Below are 20,650 nucleotides of genomic sequence, written 5' to 3'. Positions count from 1 at the left end.
GAAAGCCACCAAATAGGTGGTTTTTTTATGGAGAAAATTATGGCACGACGTACACAGGGTACCGACATCTGGGTAGTTGATGAATCTAAATCCACACCAGGCGAATTTGAGCTTGTAAAAGTTGTTGGGGCTTTGAATTTTAAGCCTGGTACTGATTCAAAGGAACGTATCGAAGTAACACCTTTGGATGAAGAAGAAAGTAAGAAATACATGGAAGGAGGTGGCTTAAAAGATACCGGCCAAGCAACTTTTGAGTTAAATGCAGATCCGAAAGAGGCTTCACATGGTCGTTTATATGATTTAGAAGTTTCAGGTAAGGAGCGTACATTTATTGTCGGGTGGGCAGGTAAAAATAAAGGTGAGGCAAAAAGTATTGTACCAACAGTGGAAGCTTTAACAGGTGCAGTGACTTTACCTGATGGTCGTAGTTGGAATAAATTCACGGGTTATATCGATTCTTTCCCGATGGATATTGATGCCAATACCGTAGTGAAAACTACAGTCACTATTCAGCGTAGCACCAAAGTTGAATGGATTCGTGAAACTGCTTAAACCCTAGCCCCGAAAGGGGCTAATTTTTTGGATTAAATCATGAAAAAAAAATTGAGCTTAGCCGATATTAAAGCAGGCATTTTAATAGATACACCCGAAAAAATAACCGTAGAAATTATGGTGAGTGGTGAGCCTTGCGAATTTGAAACCCATATTAAAATTATGGATTATTCAACCGCCATCGCACAGATGCAAGCCAACCAGGAAAAGAAGGAAGCTTTGGCCAGTATTCTAGCGGATTGTATTGTAAATGAGGAAGGTGAACCTGAATTTACCGAAGCTGAAATTCGTCAGCACTTTAGCAAGCCGTTGATTGATGCAGTTTGGGCAGAAATTTTGAAGAAGAACTTTTTGGGAAAGGTTACAGCGAAGCAGAGTTTGAAGGAGAAGAATTCTGGGCAGAGCTTGTCCTCAATGGCATTGGAGGCAGAACCATTGCCGAAGCCAAGCGAAACCTTAGTCACAGAGAATATATCTACTGGTGGCAATACAGAAACCGCAGAGGAAGCTTAAACTTTGGACTGAGGTTTGAAGAAGTCTTGGCGGGATTGAAATTTATGTATGCCAAGGCAGAAGGCTTTCAGGTTGAAGATGAATATGACTTTTTACCGCACCATGATGCGCCTGAGATTAGTTTTGAAGAGGCAATGCAGCAGTATGGTGGGGAGTAGTTTTACACTACCTATTCCCAATAGCCATTTTAATAAACCTAATTAGTATTTCTAATACCAATATTTGATGTGTATATAACCCTTGCTTAATGCAAGGGTTTTTTATTATCTGGAGAAAAGTATGGCTACAGCTTCACTTGGCCGTTTAACCTTGGATTTAGTAGCGCAGATCGGTCAGTTTGTTGAACCAATGAACAGAGCGGAACGCAAAGCCAAAGAATCGACAGATAAAATGGGTAAGGCTTTCTCCAATTTTAAAGACCAGATGAATCAATCATTAGGTGGTTCTCAATTTGGTTCTGCTCTTGATGGTGTATTGGGTAAAGTAAATGGCTTGCGTGGTGGGGTTGTTGCTGCAAGTGGTGCATTGGCTGGCATGGCTGTTGGTGGTGCTTTAATTGGTGCTGGTGCATTGATACAAATGTCGATAGAAACAGCCAAAGCAGATGCACAGCTGCAAATGCTGGCAGACCGTGCTAACACCAGTGTGCAGAATTTTCAAATTTTAGAACAAGCATCTTTAGGTTTTGGCGTTTCACAAGATCAGCTTGGCTCTATTCTTGCTGACGTTCAAGAAAAATTGGGTGAGTTTAGTGCAACTGAGGGTGGTGGTGCTGCGGACTTTTTTGATGCACTGAAAAATAATACTAAGATGACTGAGGATCAAATCAGATCATTTGCAAAAACATTACAAGGTAAAGATGGTGTTGAAGCTATCCAGCTTTTAAATAATAAAATGGATGAACTGGGTGTCACTAGTCAAGAGCGTCGATTTGTTTTTGAAAGTTTGGCATCTGATTTGGGAAACCTGGCTCCTTTGTTTGCCGAAAATGGGCAATTATTAGAAGAGTACGGAAGAGCACTTGAAGAGGCTGGCGTACTTAAAACAAAAGAAAGTATTGAGCAATCACGACTGTTAGCAGCACAAACGCAAGTTCTTGATATTCAATTCCAAGGTATGAAAAATCAACTTGTAAGTGCTGTGATGCCAGCAGTATCTAACTTAATGGGATTGTTTGTTGATACCACAAATTCAGCGGTTGGCTTGGATAGTGGGGTATCTATTGTAAGCATTGGCATGAATGCATTTGCTGGAGTTGTAGTTACTGCTGCGGGTGTATTAAAAACATTGTTTGTGATTTCTCGCGAGTCTATGGTCCAACTGATTAACGTTGGCTCAACACTATATGGTGTAGTGACAGCAGGTTCATTTAGTGGGGCAGTTGATGCTCTTAAAAATGGTGCAGGTGTTGTAAAGCAGTCATGGTCAGCTATTGCAGATACTGCTTTAGACAGCGGGAAAAAAGCGATAGATGCTTTTGCTGGCACTGCAAGTGCGCAAAATAAACTGACGCAAGCGATTTTGAAAACCACAGCAACATCTCAGCAAAATAGTGCAGGCTTGAAAGTAAATACTAAACAGGCTGAAGATAATGCTAAAGCTAAAGAAAAAAGCTCTAAAGCAACATCAGCGTTATCAAAAGCTGAACGTGAATATAACAAGGTTCTAGAAGAGCGTGAGCGGATTAAATATGACTACGCTTCTAGTGATGATCAGCGTCTGCTCGATTATCAAAAAGAGGTTCAGAGGCTAACTAAGGCAGGTGTAAGTCAGGAATATTTTACTGCAGCTAAAACCCGCTATGAGCAAGAGAAAAAGCTCATTTCCATGCAGAATGATTATGACCTTGTTCAGCATAATTTAACTGATCAACAGAAGCTTGAAAACACGTTTAAGATTAAGCGGCAAGAAGTTATTGCGGACAAAAAGCTTAGTGATGATCAAAGAAAATTGAAAATAGCTTCGCTTAATCAACAATATGCTTTGGAGAAGAAGGAAGCTCAGCTTAAAGAGCAAAAGCAGCTCCTTGAAACTAAGAAGGCATATATGTCTGCTGAGGCCTATGCCAGTGAATATTATGCTTTAGTGCGTGAGGAAATTCTCAATACAGCAGAATACTCACCAGAGATGAAAAATGGGCTGGTAAAGCAGGCGAATATTCAGCAGGGGGTAGAAGAAAACTCAGAACGTGAACAGGTTTGGGTTGATTATCAGTCCATGATGGGGCTTGAAAAGTCTCCATATCAGCAAGACATAGATTTGCTTGCAGAAGCACGTGCACAAATGTTGATTACTGAAGAAGAATATCAGCAGCAGCGCTTAGGAATGCAAATGGCTTATGGTGCTCAGTATGGGGCTGATTTTGCGGGCATGATGATGGGCTTAGTAGATTCTTCAAGCACAGCTTATGCCCTTCTTGGCGGTATTCAAAAAGGTGCAGCGTTATTTTCAACTGCAATGAATAGCTATGCGGCTATTTCAGCTGCTTGGGCATCTGCACCATTTCCATATAATTTGCCTGCGGTTGGTATTGCTACCATGGAGACGGGGTTACTTCAGGCTGCAGTATCTGCATTAAGCCCAGTAGGATATGCATCTGGCGGTTATACAGGGCATGGTGGTAAGTATGATCTAGCGGGTATCGTTCACCGTGGTGAAGGTGTTTTAACTCAAGAGGAGATTGCTGCTTTGGGTGGGCCAGCTGGCTTTTATGCTTTACGTCAGTCTATTAAAAATGGCTTTGCAGATGGTGGTTTGGTACTTGATGCTCCTAAGTTGGAAAGCCCTAGAATGGCAGCAACACCGAAATATTTAGGGCAGCCAACAACAGCGCAGAATGCTATACCGCAAAGTCTTCAGATCAACAATATCTTAGATCCGAATATTGTGGGTGATTTTATGGGTACATCGTCAGGTACCAAAACATTCATGAACTTCATTAAAAACAATCGATCTTCGATTAAGGCGATGATTGCATGAAATTAACAACGGAAAATTTTGGTGAAGTTATTTTATTAACTTCACCAGCCTTGGTTGGAGGGACTGAAACATTAGGGTTTAAAACTGATGTGTTTGAGTCTAAAAATGGCACAGAAGTCAGAACTCCGCTTAAAGATAAAGCCCGGCAAACGCTGGGTTTTTCTTCAGTGGCTATACGAAATGAAATTGCACAGCATTTTAATGCTCAATGGGCAGGAATCCGAAAAAACTGGGCAGTTCCCTTGTTTCAGGAATCTCAATTTGTTGGTGATGTATCTCCTGAAGTTGTTGCAGATGGGGAGCCATTACCTGAGCAAACATTAATTGCTTGCAGAACTGATATTTATTCTTTTTATGAAGGTGGTCTTGCGTTACTCAAGAATAAAACTGAGCAAATACTTGTTGAGGTTCTGAGTGTTGCAAGTGACCGGATTGTTATTAAAAATGCAATTAATATTAAGGGTGCAAAGTTATATCCAGTGCGCTTGTGTTTTATCAATGGTGATATTTCACGTCAAATAAGTGGGATACATGCTCAAGCATCAATTATTTTCATTGTCATTGATGAACCAGAAGTATTGGAATCAGAACCAATTCAATTTTTAAGTCATGATTTGTATTTCTTCAGCCTTACCTACTCAGGCAGTGGTATGGACGCAACGCTATCGCAGCAACAAAACATGATTAATAACGAAGTGGGTGTGATTTTTCAAAACTCAGACTGGAATTTTGCACGTTATTCAAAGCAGTACCGAGCAGTAATTCATAGTGCTGAAGATCTGTATGCATACCGACAATTTTTGTTCAGACGTAAAGGCAAATATCGTCCATTTTGGTTGCCAACGTATGAAGCCAATATGCGCTGTAAAAGTACAGGCTTTATTTCATCTGTCATGTTGATTGAATCGGATCAATATAAACAGCTCGGTGATGCCCGTAAACACATTGCGGTCAGAAGCAATCAAACATGGACAGCACATACCATTACAGCATCTGCATTGGTATCAGGGAGTACTGTTCAGGTCACGGTCTCGCCTGCACTGAATAAGAATGCTTCATCCATCGAACGGATCTCGTATTTGGGCTTGCATCGATTAGATGCTGATTCTATCGATTTGCATTATCAAGGTGCGGGAAATGTAGAAGTCACGGTACCCATTTTAGAAATAGGAGTTTAGGCAATGGGATTGGGCAAGTTTTTTCAATCACTAACCAACTCTGCAGTTCGTCGTGAGCTTTATGAATTTACCAGAGGCAATGCAAAGTTTTATTACACGTCGAGCGATAAGTCTGTTCAGGATGGCGAAATAATCTATGAAGCGATCACATTAACGAGATCGGCAATTGATTCAAGTAGTGATCTGGAAAAAAACTCAATTGATATTACCTTTGCACTGAACAGCAAATTCGCTCAAGACTGCCTGCGTTCAGCACTTGAAGAAAATATTCTGGTAAAAGTGAGTAAGTTGCAATTTGGCAATATTTCAACCTTGTGGCAAGGGCGTGTTACTGCAGTTAAGCCAGATGGTGTAGAAATTACGCTGAAATGTGAAACGGACTATACAAGTTTGGGGCGTGCCGGTGCGCGTTATAAGTATCAGCGAACTTGTTGTCATGATCTTTATGGCAGTGGCTGTAAACTGGATAAATCACAATGGGGCATTCAAACAACAGTTAAATCTGTAGACAAGTTGAATGTGCAACTACGTGATTTAGCTGTTGATGACAATTATTTCAGACTTGGTATGTTGCAAAGCAGTACCGGTGTAAATGTAGCAATTGAGTCGAGTTCTGGCCAATCAGTCACTTTAATTCGTCGCTTAGATACATTGGCTGACCAAGTGACGACTGATGAAGCGTTGTTGGCATATAACACGACAAAGCAGACTTGGCTGCAAGCTATAAATGCAGAAACGATTGCAACATCAGCCTTGATTGAAGCCATTGCAGATCGTGATGCTTTAGATCCAGCGAGTCCGACTTATGAGCAGGACTTACAGGATGCTCAAGCAATTGTCGATCAAAAACAAAATGAAATCGATAACGCTCATCAACAGACACAAGATGCACAAAATGCATTTGATGTGGCATCTGAATCAGTGTTTTTTGTGACAGTTTACCCTGGCTGCATGAAATCTTTAAATGCATGTCATCGGTTCAATAACACGGACAATTTTCTTGGCTTTTCGTATATGCCTGAAGATAACCCTACAACTACAAGGATTGTGTAATGTTTGCCATTATTGCCGCAGTCGTTGCGGTTGCAGTCGCTGTCTTTTCATATATTCAGATGCGTAAGGGTCAAAAATCAAGACTGACACCTGGTGAACTTGATGTCACTCAAGCAGATGAAGGAGGATCAATTCCTGTCATTTTTGGGACCTGTGATGTTGCACCAAACGTCACAGCATTTTTAGCAGGTACGCCAAGAGCAATTAAAAAATAGGTGAGTCATGGAATCACAAAACAGCCCGCACAAAGCGGGCTTTATTTTTGTTCATCATATACGTGCTTGCAGCATGTGTACGATCAAAGCAAGACGCTTTTTTTTGAATCAAGGCTTAACCAACGCTGAAATAAAAGATTTTTTTGATAACGGAATGCCAATAACGCGTTTTGAAGAATTGTTTGGCCATGATGCGATGGCGCAGCAAGTGATTATGAGGGCTAAAGAAGATGGCTAAAAAGAAAAAGCAAACGATTGGCTATAAGTATTTTGCCAGTGGTCATTTTGTTTTGTGCCACGGCCCAATTGATGCCATCACTAAGATTTCATTTCAAGATAAAGATGCATATCTGAATGAAGAAAATGAAAATAAAACGATTTATATCAACAAGCCAAGCTTATTTGGCGGTGATGAGCAGTCTGGTGGTGTTCAGGGGAATATTGAGCTTTTATTTGGACATGCAGATCAGCAAAAAAGCAGTACTTTACAGCGTATTTGCGCAAAAATTTCCAATGCCTTTGGTGGGTTGATTTCTGCGTATCGTGGGGTGTGCTCTGTTGTTTTTGATAATGTTTACATTGGCACAGCACCGAATATGCCCGATTCGAAATGGCGTGTTAAGCGAATTCATACACGTCATGATGGTGAACAACAATGGTATGACGTAAAAGCTGAAATTTTACCACCACCTAGTGCTGATAATCCTGCTTACAATTTCGCAAAATTGAATTGGGAAATGGTAGGTGCTAATGGTGCGAATGGATCATCATCTGTACCGGTTGGAAATTTTGGCACATCTAGCTTTGTTATTAATTCACCAAATATTTCGCAAAATGAGATTTTTGAAATCAGTATTGCGATTACAGCATCAACAGAGTTTCGTGACGTTATTGGGGGCGAACAAGTTGGGCAGTATAGTTGGATTAAAAAGGGGGGCGTTTATGGTGCAAGTGCATCTTATAATCGCTACATGATTCAGATCAGCGAGCCACCTGAAACTTATTATTTTAATCACGGGGTGTCTCAGCAAAATTACGATGACAGTGAACGTTTTGCAATTATAAAAGTGAAAGTTAGAAATGGGGCAAGAGTAACGTGTATTTGTGATCCTGTAGATGCTCAGATGGCTAAAGGAGCAAAACTTGGATACTACCAATATATGCGTTTTGATGCTGCTAGTGGTCTTGATCGGGATATAAATCCGGCTCACATTATCCGTGAGTGTTTAACAAATCAGGTTTGGGGTATTGGTGTTTCTGAATCAAACATTGATGATGTCTCTTTTAAAAAAGCAGCAGATACACTTTTTGATGAAAATATGGGTATGTCGATTAAATGGACTGACTCGACTTCAATCAATGAGTTTGTTGATAATATTAAAGAGCACATTAATGGGCAGCTGTATTTGGATCGTGTCACAAACAAATGGAAGCTCTATTTAATACGCGATGATTATGATGTTGCCGATTTAATTTCACTTGATGAAAGTAATATTCGCAATCTTGATTTTGAACGTCGAACTTTGGCTGAGTGCGTTAATTCAGTCACTGTAACTTACTGGGATCGTGAGCGTGCTAAAGATTCAACTGTAACAGTTCAGGATATTGCGCGGATCGCACAACAGGGCGGTGTTATTTCTCAGTCAGTTGACTATAAGGGATTTACTAATAGCGATTTAGCAAGTCGTATTGCATTACGTGATCTAAAAACGCTTTCAAGTACATTGGCATCTGTTTCATTTGATGTCGATGAAAGTTTTTCAGAATCATGGCATGAGGGCATGCCATTTAAACTCTCAGATGTGAGTTACGGTTTATCTGAAGCTGTAATGCGCATTCGAACGATTAAGCGCGGGGATGGAATCAATAACACAGTTTATGTTGAAGCGATTGAAGACTCTTTTAGTAGTCCGATGCAGTCTGTTATTGAATATGTGCCACCGATCACCAGTGGTGATAGCACTGCAAAAAATGCGACATCCATTGCATTTGAAGTGCCATACATTGAGCTTGTTGAGCAATACGGTCAAGATGAAGTTGATGCAAAGCTTTCCAATTATCCTGAACTTGGGTATGTCGGAATGGCAGCAATACGTCCAAACAACCAACATATAAATGCAAGTTTATATGTGAATGCAGGTGCGGGTTACGATGAAAGAACGACTTTAGATTTCTGCCCAAATGCTTCTTTGAAAAATGACATCGGTTACATGGATTCGAGTTTTGAAGTTGAAAATGTGGCTGAGTTTGAACTGCTTGAAGCAAATCATCGAATTCAAGTAGATGATGAAATCATGGCTTTTGTTAGTTTTGACACAGTAACAAATATGCTGACTGTTAAACGAGGTTGTTTTGATACGGTGCCACAAAAGCATGTTCCTGGATCTTTTGTCTTTGGTTGGGATAATTATTCAGGTATTGATGATTTAGAGTATTTAAGTGGGGAGTTTCTATCTCTCAAAGCGCTTACTCTAACCGGATCTGATGTTCTTGAGCTTAATAATGCAACTGCGCATGAATTGACTTGTGTTGCGCGTGCAATTCGTCCGTATCCACCTGCGAATGTAAAAATTAATGGCGAGTATTATCCAGAAGAAATTGAGACAGACTTAATTTTGACTTGGTCTGATCGTAATCGTTTGCAAGAAACAGGGGGCACACCATTAAGTTTCTTTGATAATGATGTCTTGATCGAAGCAAATACACAGACGCATTTAATTTTATCGCAACTTGATGAAAATCAAATTGAGCTTGCGACTTCAAATGAGAATGTAACAGGTGCAACGAGTTACACGATGGCAATTTCAACAATGCAAGCTGATACTCGCTTTTTAAAAATCACGCTGAAAACGGTCAGGGATGATTACGATTGCTTACAACCATTTGAATACATTGTTGAGTTATCGCAATTCTTCTCAGCACCATATGATCTAGCAGTTGAGTTTAAAAATGACTAATCGTTTAGAACTAAATTGGAAATTAGATGGTTTTGTTGATGAGCAGCGTTACTACTGCTCTGAAACACCGATAGATGTAAATGACTTACCTACAGCTAAAGCTATTCTGTCTGCAGATGTGAGAACGTATCTTGATACTACAATTGAGACTGGTAAAAAGTATTATGTGCGAATTGGCTCTGTGAAAAATGGAGTTGAAAAAATAAGTGCTGAATCTACAGTAAATACAATGGTTGATGGCCCAAGAAATATTGCTATTGTTACTGATCTAGTTGGGAATGCATCACCGGTTGCGCTGAAAGGTGTTCTTGAGACATACGGACACACTGTGACAATAGTTGCAAGTGGGACATTTACTTTGGAATCCGCATTGCAATATGACTTGTTAATCGGGTCTCGAGTAAAAGCATCCGAAGCAGAGTCTAACGTAATAGTGGCAGCGTTTAATGCAGGCATACCAGTTCTTTGCTCCAATCATGCAGGAACTGGCCAGAATCCGCATACATGGTCGATTCGACTTCGGCTTTTACCGAGCATGCTTACAACAGGGAAAAGCGACAATTCAATTTATCGTTTTGCTGATTATGCAAATATCTTTGCAAAAGTCGGGATTACTTTGCCTGATTCTAGCCCGCCATACACTGGTGTCGATTATAGTTGTTACACAACAGGCAGTGTCGCACCTGGTGCCGTGATACTTGCTTATAGAAATCAAACAGATGGGCATGCTTCAATTGTTGTTGCTGAAAAGGGCAGTTTGAACTTAGATGGTAGTCCTTTCCCTGCAAAAATTGCGTTCATTGGTGCCATGTTTAATCAGTTTACTCAGGTGACGAAGGATACAATTAATGAGACTATTAAGTGGTTGACAAGATAATTTAAAGAATATGAGGTGATTATGCGTACTGTTGCTAGAGATGACGTGATAGACAAAACGAAGGGAATACTTATATTTTTTGTTGTTTTTGGTCATTTTCTAGAGCGGTACGCAGGTTGGGATGATGAAGCATCAGGATTTTTTTTAAGATCTATTTATTTGTTTCATATGCCAGCTTTTATATTTATCTCTGGAATGTTTTTTAAAGCAGAAAATTGGAAGAACAGCTTTTCAAGATACTTTGCAATTTTTATTGTATTTCAAATCTTATACATCATCTTTGATTTATTAATCTCAGGGGGGGGGAGTTTTGAAAAGTGGGTCAATAGGCCGTACTGGATCATGTGGTTTATGTTCACATTAAGTATTTATTGTTTGATTACACCAATTCTTATGCAATATAAGCAAGCTATGATCGCATCTATAATTTTATCTGTTTATATAGGATTGGTTAGTACAGATAATTACCCATATTCAATTGGGCGTACTTTGTCTTTCTTACCATTTTTTATTGCTGGTGCGCTCTATGGTAAAGAATTGTGCAACGTTGTAAGGGCTAAGAAGATAACTCTTTTACTATCGCCATTTATTTTGACAGTTATTTGTTTTGCTAGCTATTTTGTCGAAATAAATCCGAAATGGTTGTTTGGGGTTTCTAATATTAATGATTTTGGTCACAATTATATTTATGCAATTTTCATTAAATTATGTTTATTAGTTATTTCATTTTTAGCTGTTATTTCATTAATTCGAGTGTCTGTATTTTTACCTGATTTTCTTAAAGCCTTGGGAAACAATAGTCTGTCAATATATCTTTTCCATGGGTTTATCATCTTGTTGGTTGCACAATTTATTGAATTTACGCAGTCTGGATATGTATTGGTATTGGTATGTTTTGCTGCATCGATAGCAACGTGCATGATTCTTAAAGAACATGTTTTTTCATCGATTATTGCAAATCTTACAAAGCCTGTTTCGAAAGTTTTCAAATAAAATTTTCAACCATAAAGCACCTTTTGAGGTGCTTTTTTTATTGCTAAAAATTAGGGGGCAGTTGTGAATGAGCCAAGCGCGCAGCTTTGGAAAAAGTTAAATGAAGTCTCTGACAAATTGCAGAAAGTTACTGAGCAACTTGTCGAGGCGAATACGCTCAATAAGGGGTATCACGCTGCTTTGGAGCAAATGCGGGTCAAGGTTGAATTACTTGAACAGCAGAAATTTAAAGATCAGGGTGCGATCTCAATGCTTAAGTGGGGCTTGGGTTTTGTGCTGGGTGTGGCGATCTCAGGCGGTACATGGACCATCAATTCGATTAATCAACTCAAACAAGATATGGCAATTATGCAAAGCCATCGTGAGGACAGTAAATGAAATTTATAGACGAAAATGTCTGGAAGTATCTTTCCGTTAAGCTCCCAATGTTGGGGGCTTTTTTATTGCTTGTGATTATTCCAGGCTTGCAATGGGCAGTAGATTTTAAAGTTATTCCAACTGAATACCATGCCACTATTACAGGTGTGGTGATCGTATGGTTGGGGTGGATTGGTCGCAAGATTTATCAACCAAATTTGCACCAAAATTCTGCTTTAGGTTTTGTTGCGGTTACAGCAGGGCATAGTAATACAGATCCTGGTGCAGTAAATGGCAAGATCAAAGAATCTGAGCTTGTGACAAGTTTCCGTAATGCTGTAGTGCATTATCTGCGTGAGGCAGGAATTACGACTCGAACGGATGGCACAGGTACTCAAAATGATCCGTTATCGTCTGCATTGAAAGTGATTAAGGGATCATCAGTTGCGGTTGAATTTCACATGAATGCAGCAGCTTCAAAGCAGGCAAACGGAATTGAAACAATTGCTCTGCCTCGTGATAAGAAATTAGCTCAGGACTTGTCGGCAGCCGTGGCCAGTGCTTTAGGTAGTCGATTGCGTGGTGATAATGGATGGATTGATCAGAGCAAATCGGCTCGTGGCAGTCTGGCATACATCAATGCTGGTGGTTTGATTGTCGAATTAGGTTTCATTTCAAATGAAGCTGAATTGGCAGCATTTCAGGCACGTTATTGGATCGCAGCAAAAGCTGTGGCCAAAGTTCTAATTGAATATGAAAAAGGGGCATAACACATGGCAGCATTAACTATTGCAAGCGCACTTTCTCCAATTGTGGATGCTTATGGTGTTGGTCGTGAAATCGTTCAAACGACTGTCAATGCTATGGATGCAGCTGAAAAAGAGCGCGACTCAGGTGCTGATAAAAAAGAATGGGTATTGGCTTTTGTTAAATCATTAGTGACTGATTTAGGACAAAATTGGGAACGCTGGGCGAAGGTGATTATCACGTTTATTGACTTCGCAAAGTCCGTATTTAATAGCAAGCGTTATAAGTAAGTGGTCCAATTTTATGCATGCCCTTGGTCTTCGGACTGAGGGCATCTTTTTTGTTTTTCTTGCAACTATTTTGCAACTATTGGTTTTCATAAGAATTATAAATTATTGAATAAATTGAAATTATTTTATATTTATTGCCAATCCATCATCGGCGCAACACTAATTCGTGGTTGAAGTTTATTTTCAATGGGTTGGAGATCAGTCATTAAAAAAACACGCCTTAAAAGAACAAGATGGAAGAACGAAATGGAAAATGGTGAAGAAATACCAAAAGCTGTCTGAAATACGATGAAAAAAACCGCATTTCAAGACGCGCGCAATATTAGCATAAATTGTGGTTTGGGGCATGGTCTTGCTAGTGTGGCTTATTCAAAGTCAAGCCAGAATGAGTTGGAAGTGTGGCTTAAGTAATTTAAATTTTTATGTGATTAATCTATAATTTTATAAACTTTATTGTATGGTTTCTCAGCAAATTTAACTGCCTGCCTTTATGTCTTTATTTTCCCAATATCTAATGCAACGCCAATTTTGTATCTCGTTTGAATATCTAACGACGCAAAAACCGCATTTGGTCCCAACGACATTTGCGGGCTTTCCTGTGTGCATGACATTGGCTGACCGTGTACAAAGTGACACGGATATTGCTCCTCTAGAAGCGCTGCATGACTACCCTCAAAGCATTGAAAAAATTCTGCATTATTCGGGGAAAGGTCGAGATATCTCAGATTTTCAAACTTTTCTGAAAGATGCTCAGCAGCACGGGGTAGAGAATTTACTTTTGCTCAGTGGCGATAAACTCAAGCAGCATCAGGATGGGGCAAATGATCCGACTCTACGGAGCCGTTATTTAGAGTCGGTCAATCAAGTCATGGCAGCCAAAGACTATGGCGGGTTTTATTTAGGGGTAGCATTTAATCCTTTTAAATATGCAGAAGCAGAAAAGGATGCGCAGTATTTTAAACTGAATAAAAAAATTCAAGCTGGCGCTGACTATGTGATTACACAGTTGGGCTTTGACATGGATGTGTTGAGCAGTTACCAACGCTATATGCAGCAATACTATCCACGTGTACCTGTACTGGCTTGTGTCATGCCGCTGACATTTGCCCGTGCCCGTTTTATGGCCAAGCAAAAAATCGCAGGCATCGTGCTTTCAGCAGATGTATTAAATTTTCTGCAACAAGAACAGCAAACTGATGCCATACAAGCTGAACAAAATGTCTATGCTCGCTGTGCCTTACAAATTTTAATGTGTCAGCAATTGGGCTATGCAGGGGTTCATTTATCGGCCTGTCATAAAGCGGAAGAACAAGAGAAGTTGCAAAAAGCAATTTTGCAATTTGCCACATTAACGTTTGAACAATGTTTAGCAAAATGGAAAATGCTTTGGCGCTCTAGTGTTGAGGTGAACTTCCAACCAACGGGCGCAAATAACCATAAGGCTCCAGTTGAACAAGTTTTGAAATATAAAAGTATGCATATCATGCATGAGTTATTTTTTAGTTCAAAACTGGCCAAAGGGGCGGGATCTTATATTTTTTCGGCCAAATTATGGCAAAAACCGAAAGCTGATGCAGTCTTGCTGAAAACAGAATTTATTAGTAAACATGGCATTGTGGGCTGTGAAAGTTGTGGACAATGTCGTTTAGGCGAAACCTTATATATTTGTCCTGAAACCTGTCCCAAAGGATTAGCCAATGGACCCTGTGGTGGCTCCAACCTTGACCGCTGTGAGTTTGAAGACCGTGAGTGTATACACTCGGTCAAAGCGCGGTTGGCGAAAGCCGTCGGTCAAGAAAAAATGCTGAAGCAAGAGCTCATCCCTACCGTTGCAATTGAAACTCGCCACAGTAGCTCTTGGAAAAACTGGTTTGTTCCACCGAATTCGTCACCAACAGAACAATAATTCACTTAAAGCATTATTCAGTCTAAAACCTTCATAAAGGTGATTCTTTCAAGCGCTAATCATTCTAAAAATCAGACGAATAGTCGTATAAAAAAATGAAAAAGATGAAATAAACAATTAAGATCAACAGCAGATGAAAATCAAAAATTAAAAATAGAAATGTGAAGAATTTGGGGAATACCACATGATGAAAAAGACCTGCTTAGGAATAGCTTTAGTTTTCACATTGTCAGGCACAACAGGCTGTTCAGTTGTCATGGCAAGCAAGCAGCCAAACAAGAAAAATACCGAAATGATTCAACAAGGGCTGTCTCGTAACTTGGTGATTGCTGAATTTGGCGCACCGATCACCTCTGAATATAAAAATGGCAAACGCTATGAAATTTATACCTTTACCCAAGGTTATTCGACTGCCAGTAAAGTGGGGCGTGCGTTTTGGCATGGTGCGGCAGATGTGGCGACTGTGGGTTTATGGGAGCTTTTCGGAACACCTGCCGAATCCGTTTTTAATGGAAAGAAAATGTCTTATGAATTGATTTTTGATGAAAATGGTCTTTTAGAACGTTATACCTATCTCACACAAGATGAGACCAAATAGTTGAATACAGAGATATTTTGATTGCATGCCGGTAAACAATTGCGCTAAGTTAAAATGGTAGAAAAATAAACGAATTATCCATTGGAATTTAGCAGGCATGATGCTACTTGAAGAAATATTTAAAAGTAAAAAGTCGGAACATACCGACCAATTTAATTTACGCATTCATCGAGGTTTAAGTTGGCTGAAAAAGTCAATTGATCTTCAAGATGATCTCGATTTGCAATTTATAAGTTTGTGGGTGTCCTTCAACGCAATATATGCGCAAGACTTACAGATTGCGCAGGACAAGCAAAGCTTAAGGCAGTTTTTATATGTGATCTGCCAAAAGGATGCAGAGCATAAAATCTATAATATTTTATGGGAGCGTTTTAGTCAGCCGATACGGTTGTTTTTAGATAATCCCTATGTTTATCAAGGTTTTTGGGATTATCAAAATCAAAAAATTAGCCATGACGCATGCAAAGAGGGCTTGGCGCATGAAAAACAAAAAGTACTGCACGCACTTAAAGAAAAAGATTCCGTTGATATTTTAATGGTGCTGTTTAATCGCATGTATACGCTACGCAATCAAATGGTTCATGGCGGCGCGACCTATAAAAGTTCGGTCAATCGGAAACAACTTCAAGATGGCTGCACAATACTGTTGGCTCTCTTACCGGTGTTTATGGTGATTCTTTTAGAAAATGCAGAAACCTTGGATTTAGGCAAACCCTTTTATCCTGTGGTGCAGGTCAGTTAATTTCAAAAAAATAAAGCCACAGTAATGTGGCTTTAGAATAATGATCCAGACATTTCATTGTGGATATTTTAGTTGCCGCGCAGTATAGAGTTGATCGATCAATACAAAAAATCCAGCAGCAATGACTAAGGCAATCCCTGTCATACAGGTGGTGGTCCAGCCACCATGATGCCATGCAAACACGCCCAAAGCTGAACCACATGCACCACCGACAAAATAAAACGTCATGTAAATTGAATTGATTCGAGAGCGTGCAATCGGGTTGAGTTGGAAGATAATATTTTGATTACAGCTATGTACCATAGCCAAACCGAGGTTGATTAAACCATAGCCCAAAATATAAAAGGCGAGGGAGCTTCCACCCAAATATAGCAGTCCCCAACTGAGGGCTAAGATACTGCAACCGAGCCAAGTTAATTTTCTGTTGAAACCCAAATCCGCCCAACGCCCGATCCACTGTGTCGATAGGGCACCAAACACACCAACTAAAGTTACAACACCGACCCAAACATCGGCCAACTGAAAAGGTGGCTCAGTCAGTAACATGGCAATGGTGGAAAACAGCATACTCATCGCAGCAAAGACACAGCCCCCAATCAGAGATCGGAAAATTAACCGTGGCTCATGTTTGAGTAATGCGCCCATTGACTGGAAAACTTGGCTGTAGGGCATCCGTGTGATGCTGACCACGGGCAGACGTTTTTTGAGTAAGAGTGCTAATACCAACATCAAGAGCGCACTGAGGATGTAAATCGATTTCCAATGAAACAGATAGGACAATAAGCCAGAGAGACTGGTCGATAACAGAATGCCGACCAATAACCCACTCATTAAAAAGCCAACAACTGCCCCAATTTTTTCAGGTCGTATCGCAACAGTGACCAAAGGGATAAGAACCTGAGCAGCCACTGAAAATAGCCCCGTGATAATGGTTCCTGCCCAAAGCATGTATAGATTGGTCGAAAAAGCACAGAGGGCTAAACCGACAGTCGCACCAAGCATGAGTAATGGAATAAATTTGGCTTTATTCACAATATCGCCAATCGGCACAATAAACAGTAGACCCAAAGCATAAGAAATTTGCGCGAAAGTGACGGTTAGCGCCACTTCTGATTGTGAAATTTGAAAGCTTTGTTGGATGGAAGCCACTAAAGGTTGGCAATAATAATTGGCACCCGCACATAAACCACATGCAGCAGCCATAAGCCACAACAGGGTTTTATCATGGCTAATGTCGATCGAGGCTTTCATAAATTGTCCAGATTTTGGGCGGAAGCGTATGCAAAGAATTTGCTGCCACGCTGTTGTGGTCACTATAAGGAAAATCAAACAGGTCTTAAAGTGTTTCTCTGTGAATAGTATCCAAGCTCGCGATTAGGATTTCTTACTGAGACTGATCATCAAGACACCCAGCATATTCAGACCGCAACCGACCCATTGCCATAGGTTTAAATGTTCATTCAACAACGCGACAGCCAGTAAAATCGTTAAAATGGGCCCGATAGAGGCAATCATAGCCGATTGTGCAGCCCCAAGTCGGACGATACTTTGCATCATCAAAATGGTTGGAAGCACAGTAACCAATAGTCCGAGCGCTAAACCATACAGCCAGACTTGACTCGGGAGTTGTTGGAGCAAGGCGATAGGCTGTGGTGTTGCAAATAGAAAATGAATAATCGTCCCAACGCAGGCAATGCTCAGGGCTAGACCGGTAAAGTGTAAAGAACCAAACTTTTGCATGAGGCCTGGCGTGAGTAATAAGTAAATTGCAAATAGCACGGCACTGGCAAAAACCAAACTACATCCGAGCCAAAAGTACTGATCATGTGGTGTGGCATTTTGTTCTTGTAGCATCACTAAAACTGTCCCGCCATAACTTAAAATCAGGGCAAGAATTGTTTTAAAACTTAGTGGCTTTTTGAATAAAACAGCGGAAGCCAGCACGGTTAATGTGGGATATAGGAAAAGTATAATTCGTTCAAGCGAAGCACTGATATACATCAAGCCACGGAAGTCGAGCCAGCTCGAAAAGTAATAGCCGATTAATCCTGAAATGAGTAAAAGTACCCAATCTTTTCGTTGAATCGTTTGATAAGAACATCGACTCAGCCATGTAATGACCAAGAAAAACGGCAATGCACTCATCATGCGTAAGGCCATGAGGACAGTGGCATCGACAAGAGGAGAAAGTGCATAGGCTTGCTTAATAAAAATTGCTTTGGTACTAAACAAGAAGGCAGCAATCAGCGCAAAAATTGCACCGATGAAGTGCGGACTAAGGTTTCTTGACATAAGTTAAGGTGTGCCTCATGACGACTGAACGAATTCGACAGCATTGTTCCGATAAATTTGAACTGTCATTTTGATTATAAAAATGCATCGTGTGAGTAAAAATGCAAAAAAAGAATAGTACTTATTCCTTTATGCATAAGGGATTGCTAGATCAAACATGAAAAACAGCGGAAGAAATGACCAATTTGGTTTTGAATTTTTTAATCTCAACATGACTCGGCAGGTCAAATATATCAGGCTGAAACATTTAAGGTGAAAATTGCACACAAATGGTGCAATAGTGTTTTTTAGGGATAGAAACTCAGTAGCAATATCATGATGCTAAATATTCAAAAAATTATTTTTTTAACTAAAAAAGTCAATTCTAAGACTTAAGGCGAAGCATCAGGTGGGGAGGGCAAGATCTCAATAAACCCGAAACGTGCGCAAAAATCCATCGAATATTCAAGCTGACCGATTTGACGAGACTGTGGTAGAAAAAAGTCAGTTTTCAATACCAGTCAGCACGTCAAAACTGTCAAATGAGTCAACGAGCTGATGCAGTTTGAATGAACGACTGGCTTTACCTGACTTAAGTCGATTTGTAACGACAAGTTCGAATCATTAGTTGTCGAATGAAAATGTCACAATGATCAACGCGCTGAAACAATACGCGCTAAAACCAGCGAAAATATTTATGTTTTTGGTCTTAAGTAATATTAAAAAGTTATAAATAGGATAAAAATGGGTAATAAATCGACAAATAAAACTGAATAAATGAAATATCGCACTATTCTTTTCATGAATCATGAGTTCAAAATATGGGTATTTATTAAATAAATATTGGGTAGTATTTTAAAAAAGTTCAATTAGAATCCAAAAATTGTACAAAAACACATCCTGAGGGGAGACATCGCGGATTGCGATGTTTACTTAAGAAAAATTAGCTTGAGGAACGCTCATGCAGATCGGAATTCCAGCCGAAACTGTTGTCGGTGAAAATCGCGTCGCTGCGACGCCTGAAACAGTAAAGAAGTTGATCAGCGCTGGTCATAGCGTCGTTATTGAACGTGGAGCAGGGGTAAACGCTGCTTACATCGATAGCGCCTATGAACAAGTTGGTGCCAAAATTACGGATGATGCCTATACCGGTAGTCAAATGATTTTGAAAGTTCGTGCGCCTAAAGGTGACGAAATTCAAAAACTCACAGCGGGCACCACCGTTGTGGGGATGTTTGACCCTTACCGCAACACCGAACTTGACCAATTTGCGTCACAAAACGTGTCTGCATTTGCATTGGAACTTTTGCCACGGACCTTATCTCGTGCGCAAAACATGGACGTACTTTCATCTCAAGCCAACCTTTCAGGTTATAAATCTGTGCTTTTGGCTGCGGCAGAATATCAACGTATGTTCCCAATGCTGATGACAGCAGCAGGTACAGTAAAACCTGCACGTGTGGTGATCATGGGCGTAGGTGTTGCAGGCTTACAAGCTATTGCAACAGCGAAACGTTTAGGTGCCGTAGTTGAAGCAACTGACTTACGTCCTACAGCACGTGACCAAGTTGAATCTTTGGGTGGTAAATGGTTAGACGTACCAATGTCACCAGAAGAGCAACAAAAAGCAGCTGATGCTGCAAAAAATGGTTATGGCTGGATGCCAGGTGAAGACTACATTCGTGACCAAGCGATTATTGTTGATAAAGCCGTATCGAATGCTGACATCGTGATTACGACTGCATTATTGCCGGGCCGTGACGCACCACGTTTAATCAAAGCAGAAACTGTTGCCAAAATGAAACCGGGCTCAATCATTTTAGATATGGCGGTTGAAACTGGCGGTAACGTTGAAGGTTCTGTCTGCGGCGAAAATGTTGTGACTGCAAATGGCGTGAAAATTCTCGGTATTCCAAATATTCCTTCAACAGTTTCGACTGAAGCGTCGGCACTGTATGCACGTAACGTTTTGAATTTCATTGAAACCCTGTTTGATAGCGAAAAGAACTTCGCAATTAACCCTGAAGAAGAAATTCAAAAAGCACTACTTGTCACTCATGGCGGCCAAGTGCTGCTGAAACGTGGTTAAGGAGAATCATCATGGTTGAAACGATTACTATTTTTGTCTTGGCAATCTTTGTTGGTTACTACGTGGTTTGGGGGGTAACACCTGCACTACACACACCATTAATGGCTGTAACCAATGCTTTGTCATCGATCATTATCGTTGGTGCGATGATTCAAACCGTTGGTATCCCAGGTATTGTGGATGCAAGCGTACAGTTCCAAAGCATTAACGTGGTGAGTATTTTAGGTGCGATTGCCGTTTTCCTTGCAAGTATCAATATTTTTGGTGGCTTTGCGGTGACTGCACGTATGCTTGAAATGTTCAAACCTAAGCAAAAGAAAAAAGAGGGTTAAT

At 40.3% G+C, this 20,650-nt stretch carries 20 protein-coding genes; 18 read left to right on the top strand and 2 right to left on the bottom strand.

Going from position 1 to position 20,650, the window contains the following annotated elements; all coding sequences use genetic code 11:
* Positions 1 to 39: 39 nt before the first annotated feature.
* The 16 genes from FTT76_RS10010 to FTT76_RS09935 all read left to right on the top strand — a co-directional run bounded on the left by FTT76_RS10010 (position 40) and on the right by FTT76_RS09935 (position 15,957).
* The gene (locus FTT76_RS10010; protein ID WP_180190445.1) at positions 40 to 552 is read left to right on the top strand and encodes a phage tail tube protein; all 513 of its coding nucleotides are present in this window, start codon (positions 40 to 42) and stop codon (positions 550 to 552) included.
* A 39-nt stretch (positions 553 to 591) separates the two neighbouring features.
* On the top strand, positions 592 to 1,065 hold the full coding sequence (locus FTT76_RS10005) for a phage tail assembly chaperone family protein, TAC (RefSeq protein ID WP_180190444.1): 474 nt from the start codon (positions 592 to 594) through the stop codon (positions 1,063 to 1,065).
* A gap of 279 nt (positions 1,066 to 1,344) precedes the next feature.
* The gene (locus FTT76_RS10000) at positions 1,345 to 4,044 is read left to right on the top strand and encodes a phage tail tape measure protein (protein WP_180190443.1); all 2,700 of its coding nucleotides are present in this window, start codon (positions 1,345 to 1,347) and stop codon (positions 4,042 to 4,044) included.
* Positions 4,041 to 5,222 carry a hypothetical protein gene (locus FTT76_RS09995; protein ID WP_180190442.1) on the top strand — a complete coding sequence of 394 codons (1,182 nt, stop codon included), beginning with the start codon at positions 4,041 to 4,043 and terminating at the stop codon, positions 5,220 to 5,222. Before FTT76_RS10000 ends, FTT76_RS09995 begins: the two co-directional genes overlap by 4 nt.
* A 3-nt stretch (positions 5,223 to 5,225) precedes the next feature.
* Positions 5,226 to 6,275: a DUF2163 domain-containing protein gene (locus tag FTT76_RS09990; RefSeq protein ID WP_180190441.1), complete on the top strand. Its 1,050-nt coding sequence runs from the start codon at positions 5,226 to 5,228 to the stop codon at positions 6,273 to 6,275.
* The gene (locus FTT76_RS09985; protein WP_125274650.1) at positions 6,275 to 6,490 is read left to right on the top strand and encodes a hypothetical protein; all 216 of its coding nucleotides are present in this window, start codon (positions 6,275 to 6,277) and stop codon (positions 6,488 to 6,490) included. Before FTT76_RS09990 ends, FTT76_RS09985 begins: the two co-directional genes overlap by 1 nt.
* Before the next feature lie 7 nt (positions 6,491 to 6,497).
* Complete coding sequence (locus FTT76_RS09980; RefSeq protein ID WP_180190440.1) at positions 6,498 to 6,728, top strand: hypothetical protein; 231 nt, start codon at positions 6,498 to 6,500, stop codon at positions 6,726 to 6,728.
* Positions 6,721 to 9,447, top strand: coding sequence for a phage tail protein (locus FTT76_RS09975; protein WP_257235082.1), 2,727 nt, complete (start codon positions 6,721 to 6,723; stop codon positions 9,445 to 9,447). Before FTT76_RS09980 ends, FTT76_RS09975 begins: the two co-directional genes overlap by 8 nt.
* On the top strand, positions 9,440 to 10,324 hold the full coding sequence (locus FTT76_RS09970; protein ID WP_180190439.1) for a hypothetical protein: 885 nt from the start codon (positions 9,440 to 9,442) through the stop codon (positions 10,322 to 10,324). The genes FTT76_RS09975 and FTT76_RS09970 overlap by 8 nt, the downstream gene beginning before the upstream one ends.
* A 21-nt stretch (positions 10,325 to 10,345) precedes the next feature.
* Complete coding sequence (locus tag FTT76_RS09965) at positions 10,346 to 11,317, top strand: acyltransferase family protein (protein ID WP_180190438.1); 972 nt, start codon at positions 10,346 to 10,348, stop codon at positions 11,315 to 11,317.
* 63 nt (positions 11,318 to 11,380) lie between these two features.
* The gene (locus FTT76_RS09960) at positions 11,381 to 11,695 is read left to right on the top strand and encodes a hypothetical protein (RefSeq protein WP_180078701.1); all 315 of its coding nucleotides are present in this window, start codon (positions 11,381 to 11,383) and stop codon (positions 11,693 to 11,695) included.
* Positions 11,692 to 12,444 carry an N-acetylmuramoyl-L-alanine amidase gene (locus tag FTT76_RS09955; protein ID WP_180190437.1) on the top strand — a complete coding sequence of 251 codons (753 nt, stop codon included), beginning with the start codon at positions 11,692 to 11,694 and terminating at the stop codon, positions 12,442 to 12,444. Before FTT76_RS09960 ends, FTT76_RS09955 begins: the two co-directional genes overlap by 4 nt.
* A gap of 3 nt (positions 12,445 to 12,447) precedes the next feature.
* A complete protein-coding gene (locus FTT76_RS09950) occupies positions 12,448 to 12,711 on the top strand; it encodes a hypothetical protein (RefSeq protein ID WP_180190436.1) in 264 nt (87 codons plus the stop codon).
* Between the two features lie 490 nt (positions 12,712 to 13,201).
* The gene (locus tag FTT76_RS09945; RefSeq protein WP_180190435.1) at positions 13,202 to 14,617 is read left to right on the top strand and encodes a methylenetetrahydrofolate reductase C-terminal domain-containing protein; all 1,416 of its coding nucleotides are present in this window, start codon (positions 13,202 to 13,204) and stop codon (positions 14,615 to 14,617) included.
* Positions 14,618 to 14,804: 187 nt separating this feature from the next.
* Positions 14,805 to 15,215: a hypothetical protein gene (locus FTT76_RS09940; protein WP_180022594.1), complete on the top strand. Its 411-nt coding sequence runs from the start codon at positions 14,805 to 14,807 to the stop codon at positions 15,213 to 15,215.
* Positions 15,216 to 15,312: 97 nt separating this feature from the next.
* A complete protein-coding gene (locus FTT76_RS09935; protein WP_180022580.1) occupies positions 15,313 to 15,957 on the top strand; it encodes a HEPN domain-containing protein in 645 nt (214 codons plus the stop codon).
* Between the two features lie 54 nt (positions 15,958 to 16,011).
* Here the strand turns inward: FTT76_RS09935 and FTT76_RS09930 are convergent, their stop codons facing one another.
* Together FTT76_RS09930 and FTT76_RS09925 are read right to left on the bottom strand one after the other, a co-directional pair.
* Positions 16,012 to 17,208: an MFS transporter gene (locus FTT76_RS09930; protein WP_180190434.1), complete on the bottom strand. Its 1,197-nt coding sequence runs from the start codon at positions 17,206 to 17,208 to the stop codon at positions 16,012 to 16,014.
* A 123-nt stretch (positions 17,209 to 17,331) separates the two neighbouring features.
* Positions 17,332 to 18,249: a DMT family transporter gene (locus FTT76_RS09925; protein WP_180190433.1), complete on the bottom strand. Its 918-nt coding sequence runs from the start codon at positions 18,247 to 18,249 to the stop codon at positions 17,332 to 17,334.
* Between the two features lie 940 nt (positions 18,250 to 19,189).
* Between FTT76_RS09925 and FTT76_RS09920 the strand changes: the two genes are divergently transcribed.
* Both FTT76_RS09920 and FTT76_RS09915 read left to right on the top strand, forming a co-directional pair.
* Positions 19,190 to 20,317 (top strand): Re/Si-specific NAD(P)(+) transhydrogenase subunit alpha, encoded by a 1,128-nt coding sequence (locus tag FTT76_RS09920; RefSeq protein WP_111885447.1) that lies wholly within the window; start codon positions 19,190 to 19,192, stop codon positions 20,315 to 20,317.
* Between the two features lie 11 nt (positions 20,318 to 20,328).
* Complete coding sequence (locus FTT76_RS09915; RefSeq protein ID WP_078191287.1) at positions 20,329 to 20,649, top strand: proton-translocating transhydrogenase family protein; 321 nt, start codon at positions 20,329 to 20,331, stop codon at positions 20,647 to 20,649.
* Position 20,650: the final 1 nt, after the last annotated feature.

The sequence above is a fragment of the Acinetobacter sp. YH01009 genome (assembly GCF_013420765.1).
Taxonomy (GTDB): Bacteria; Pseudomonadota; Gammaproteobacteria; order Pseudomonadales; family Moraxellaceae; genus Acinetobacter; species Acinetobacter amyesii.
The sequence above is the reverse complement of the archived record's forward strand: the minus strand, read 5'-3'. Positions and strand labels throughout refer to the sequence as shown.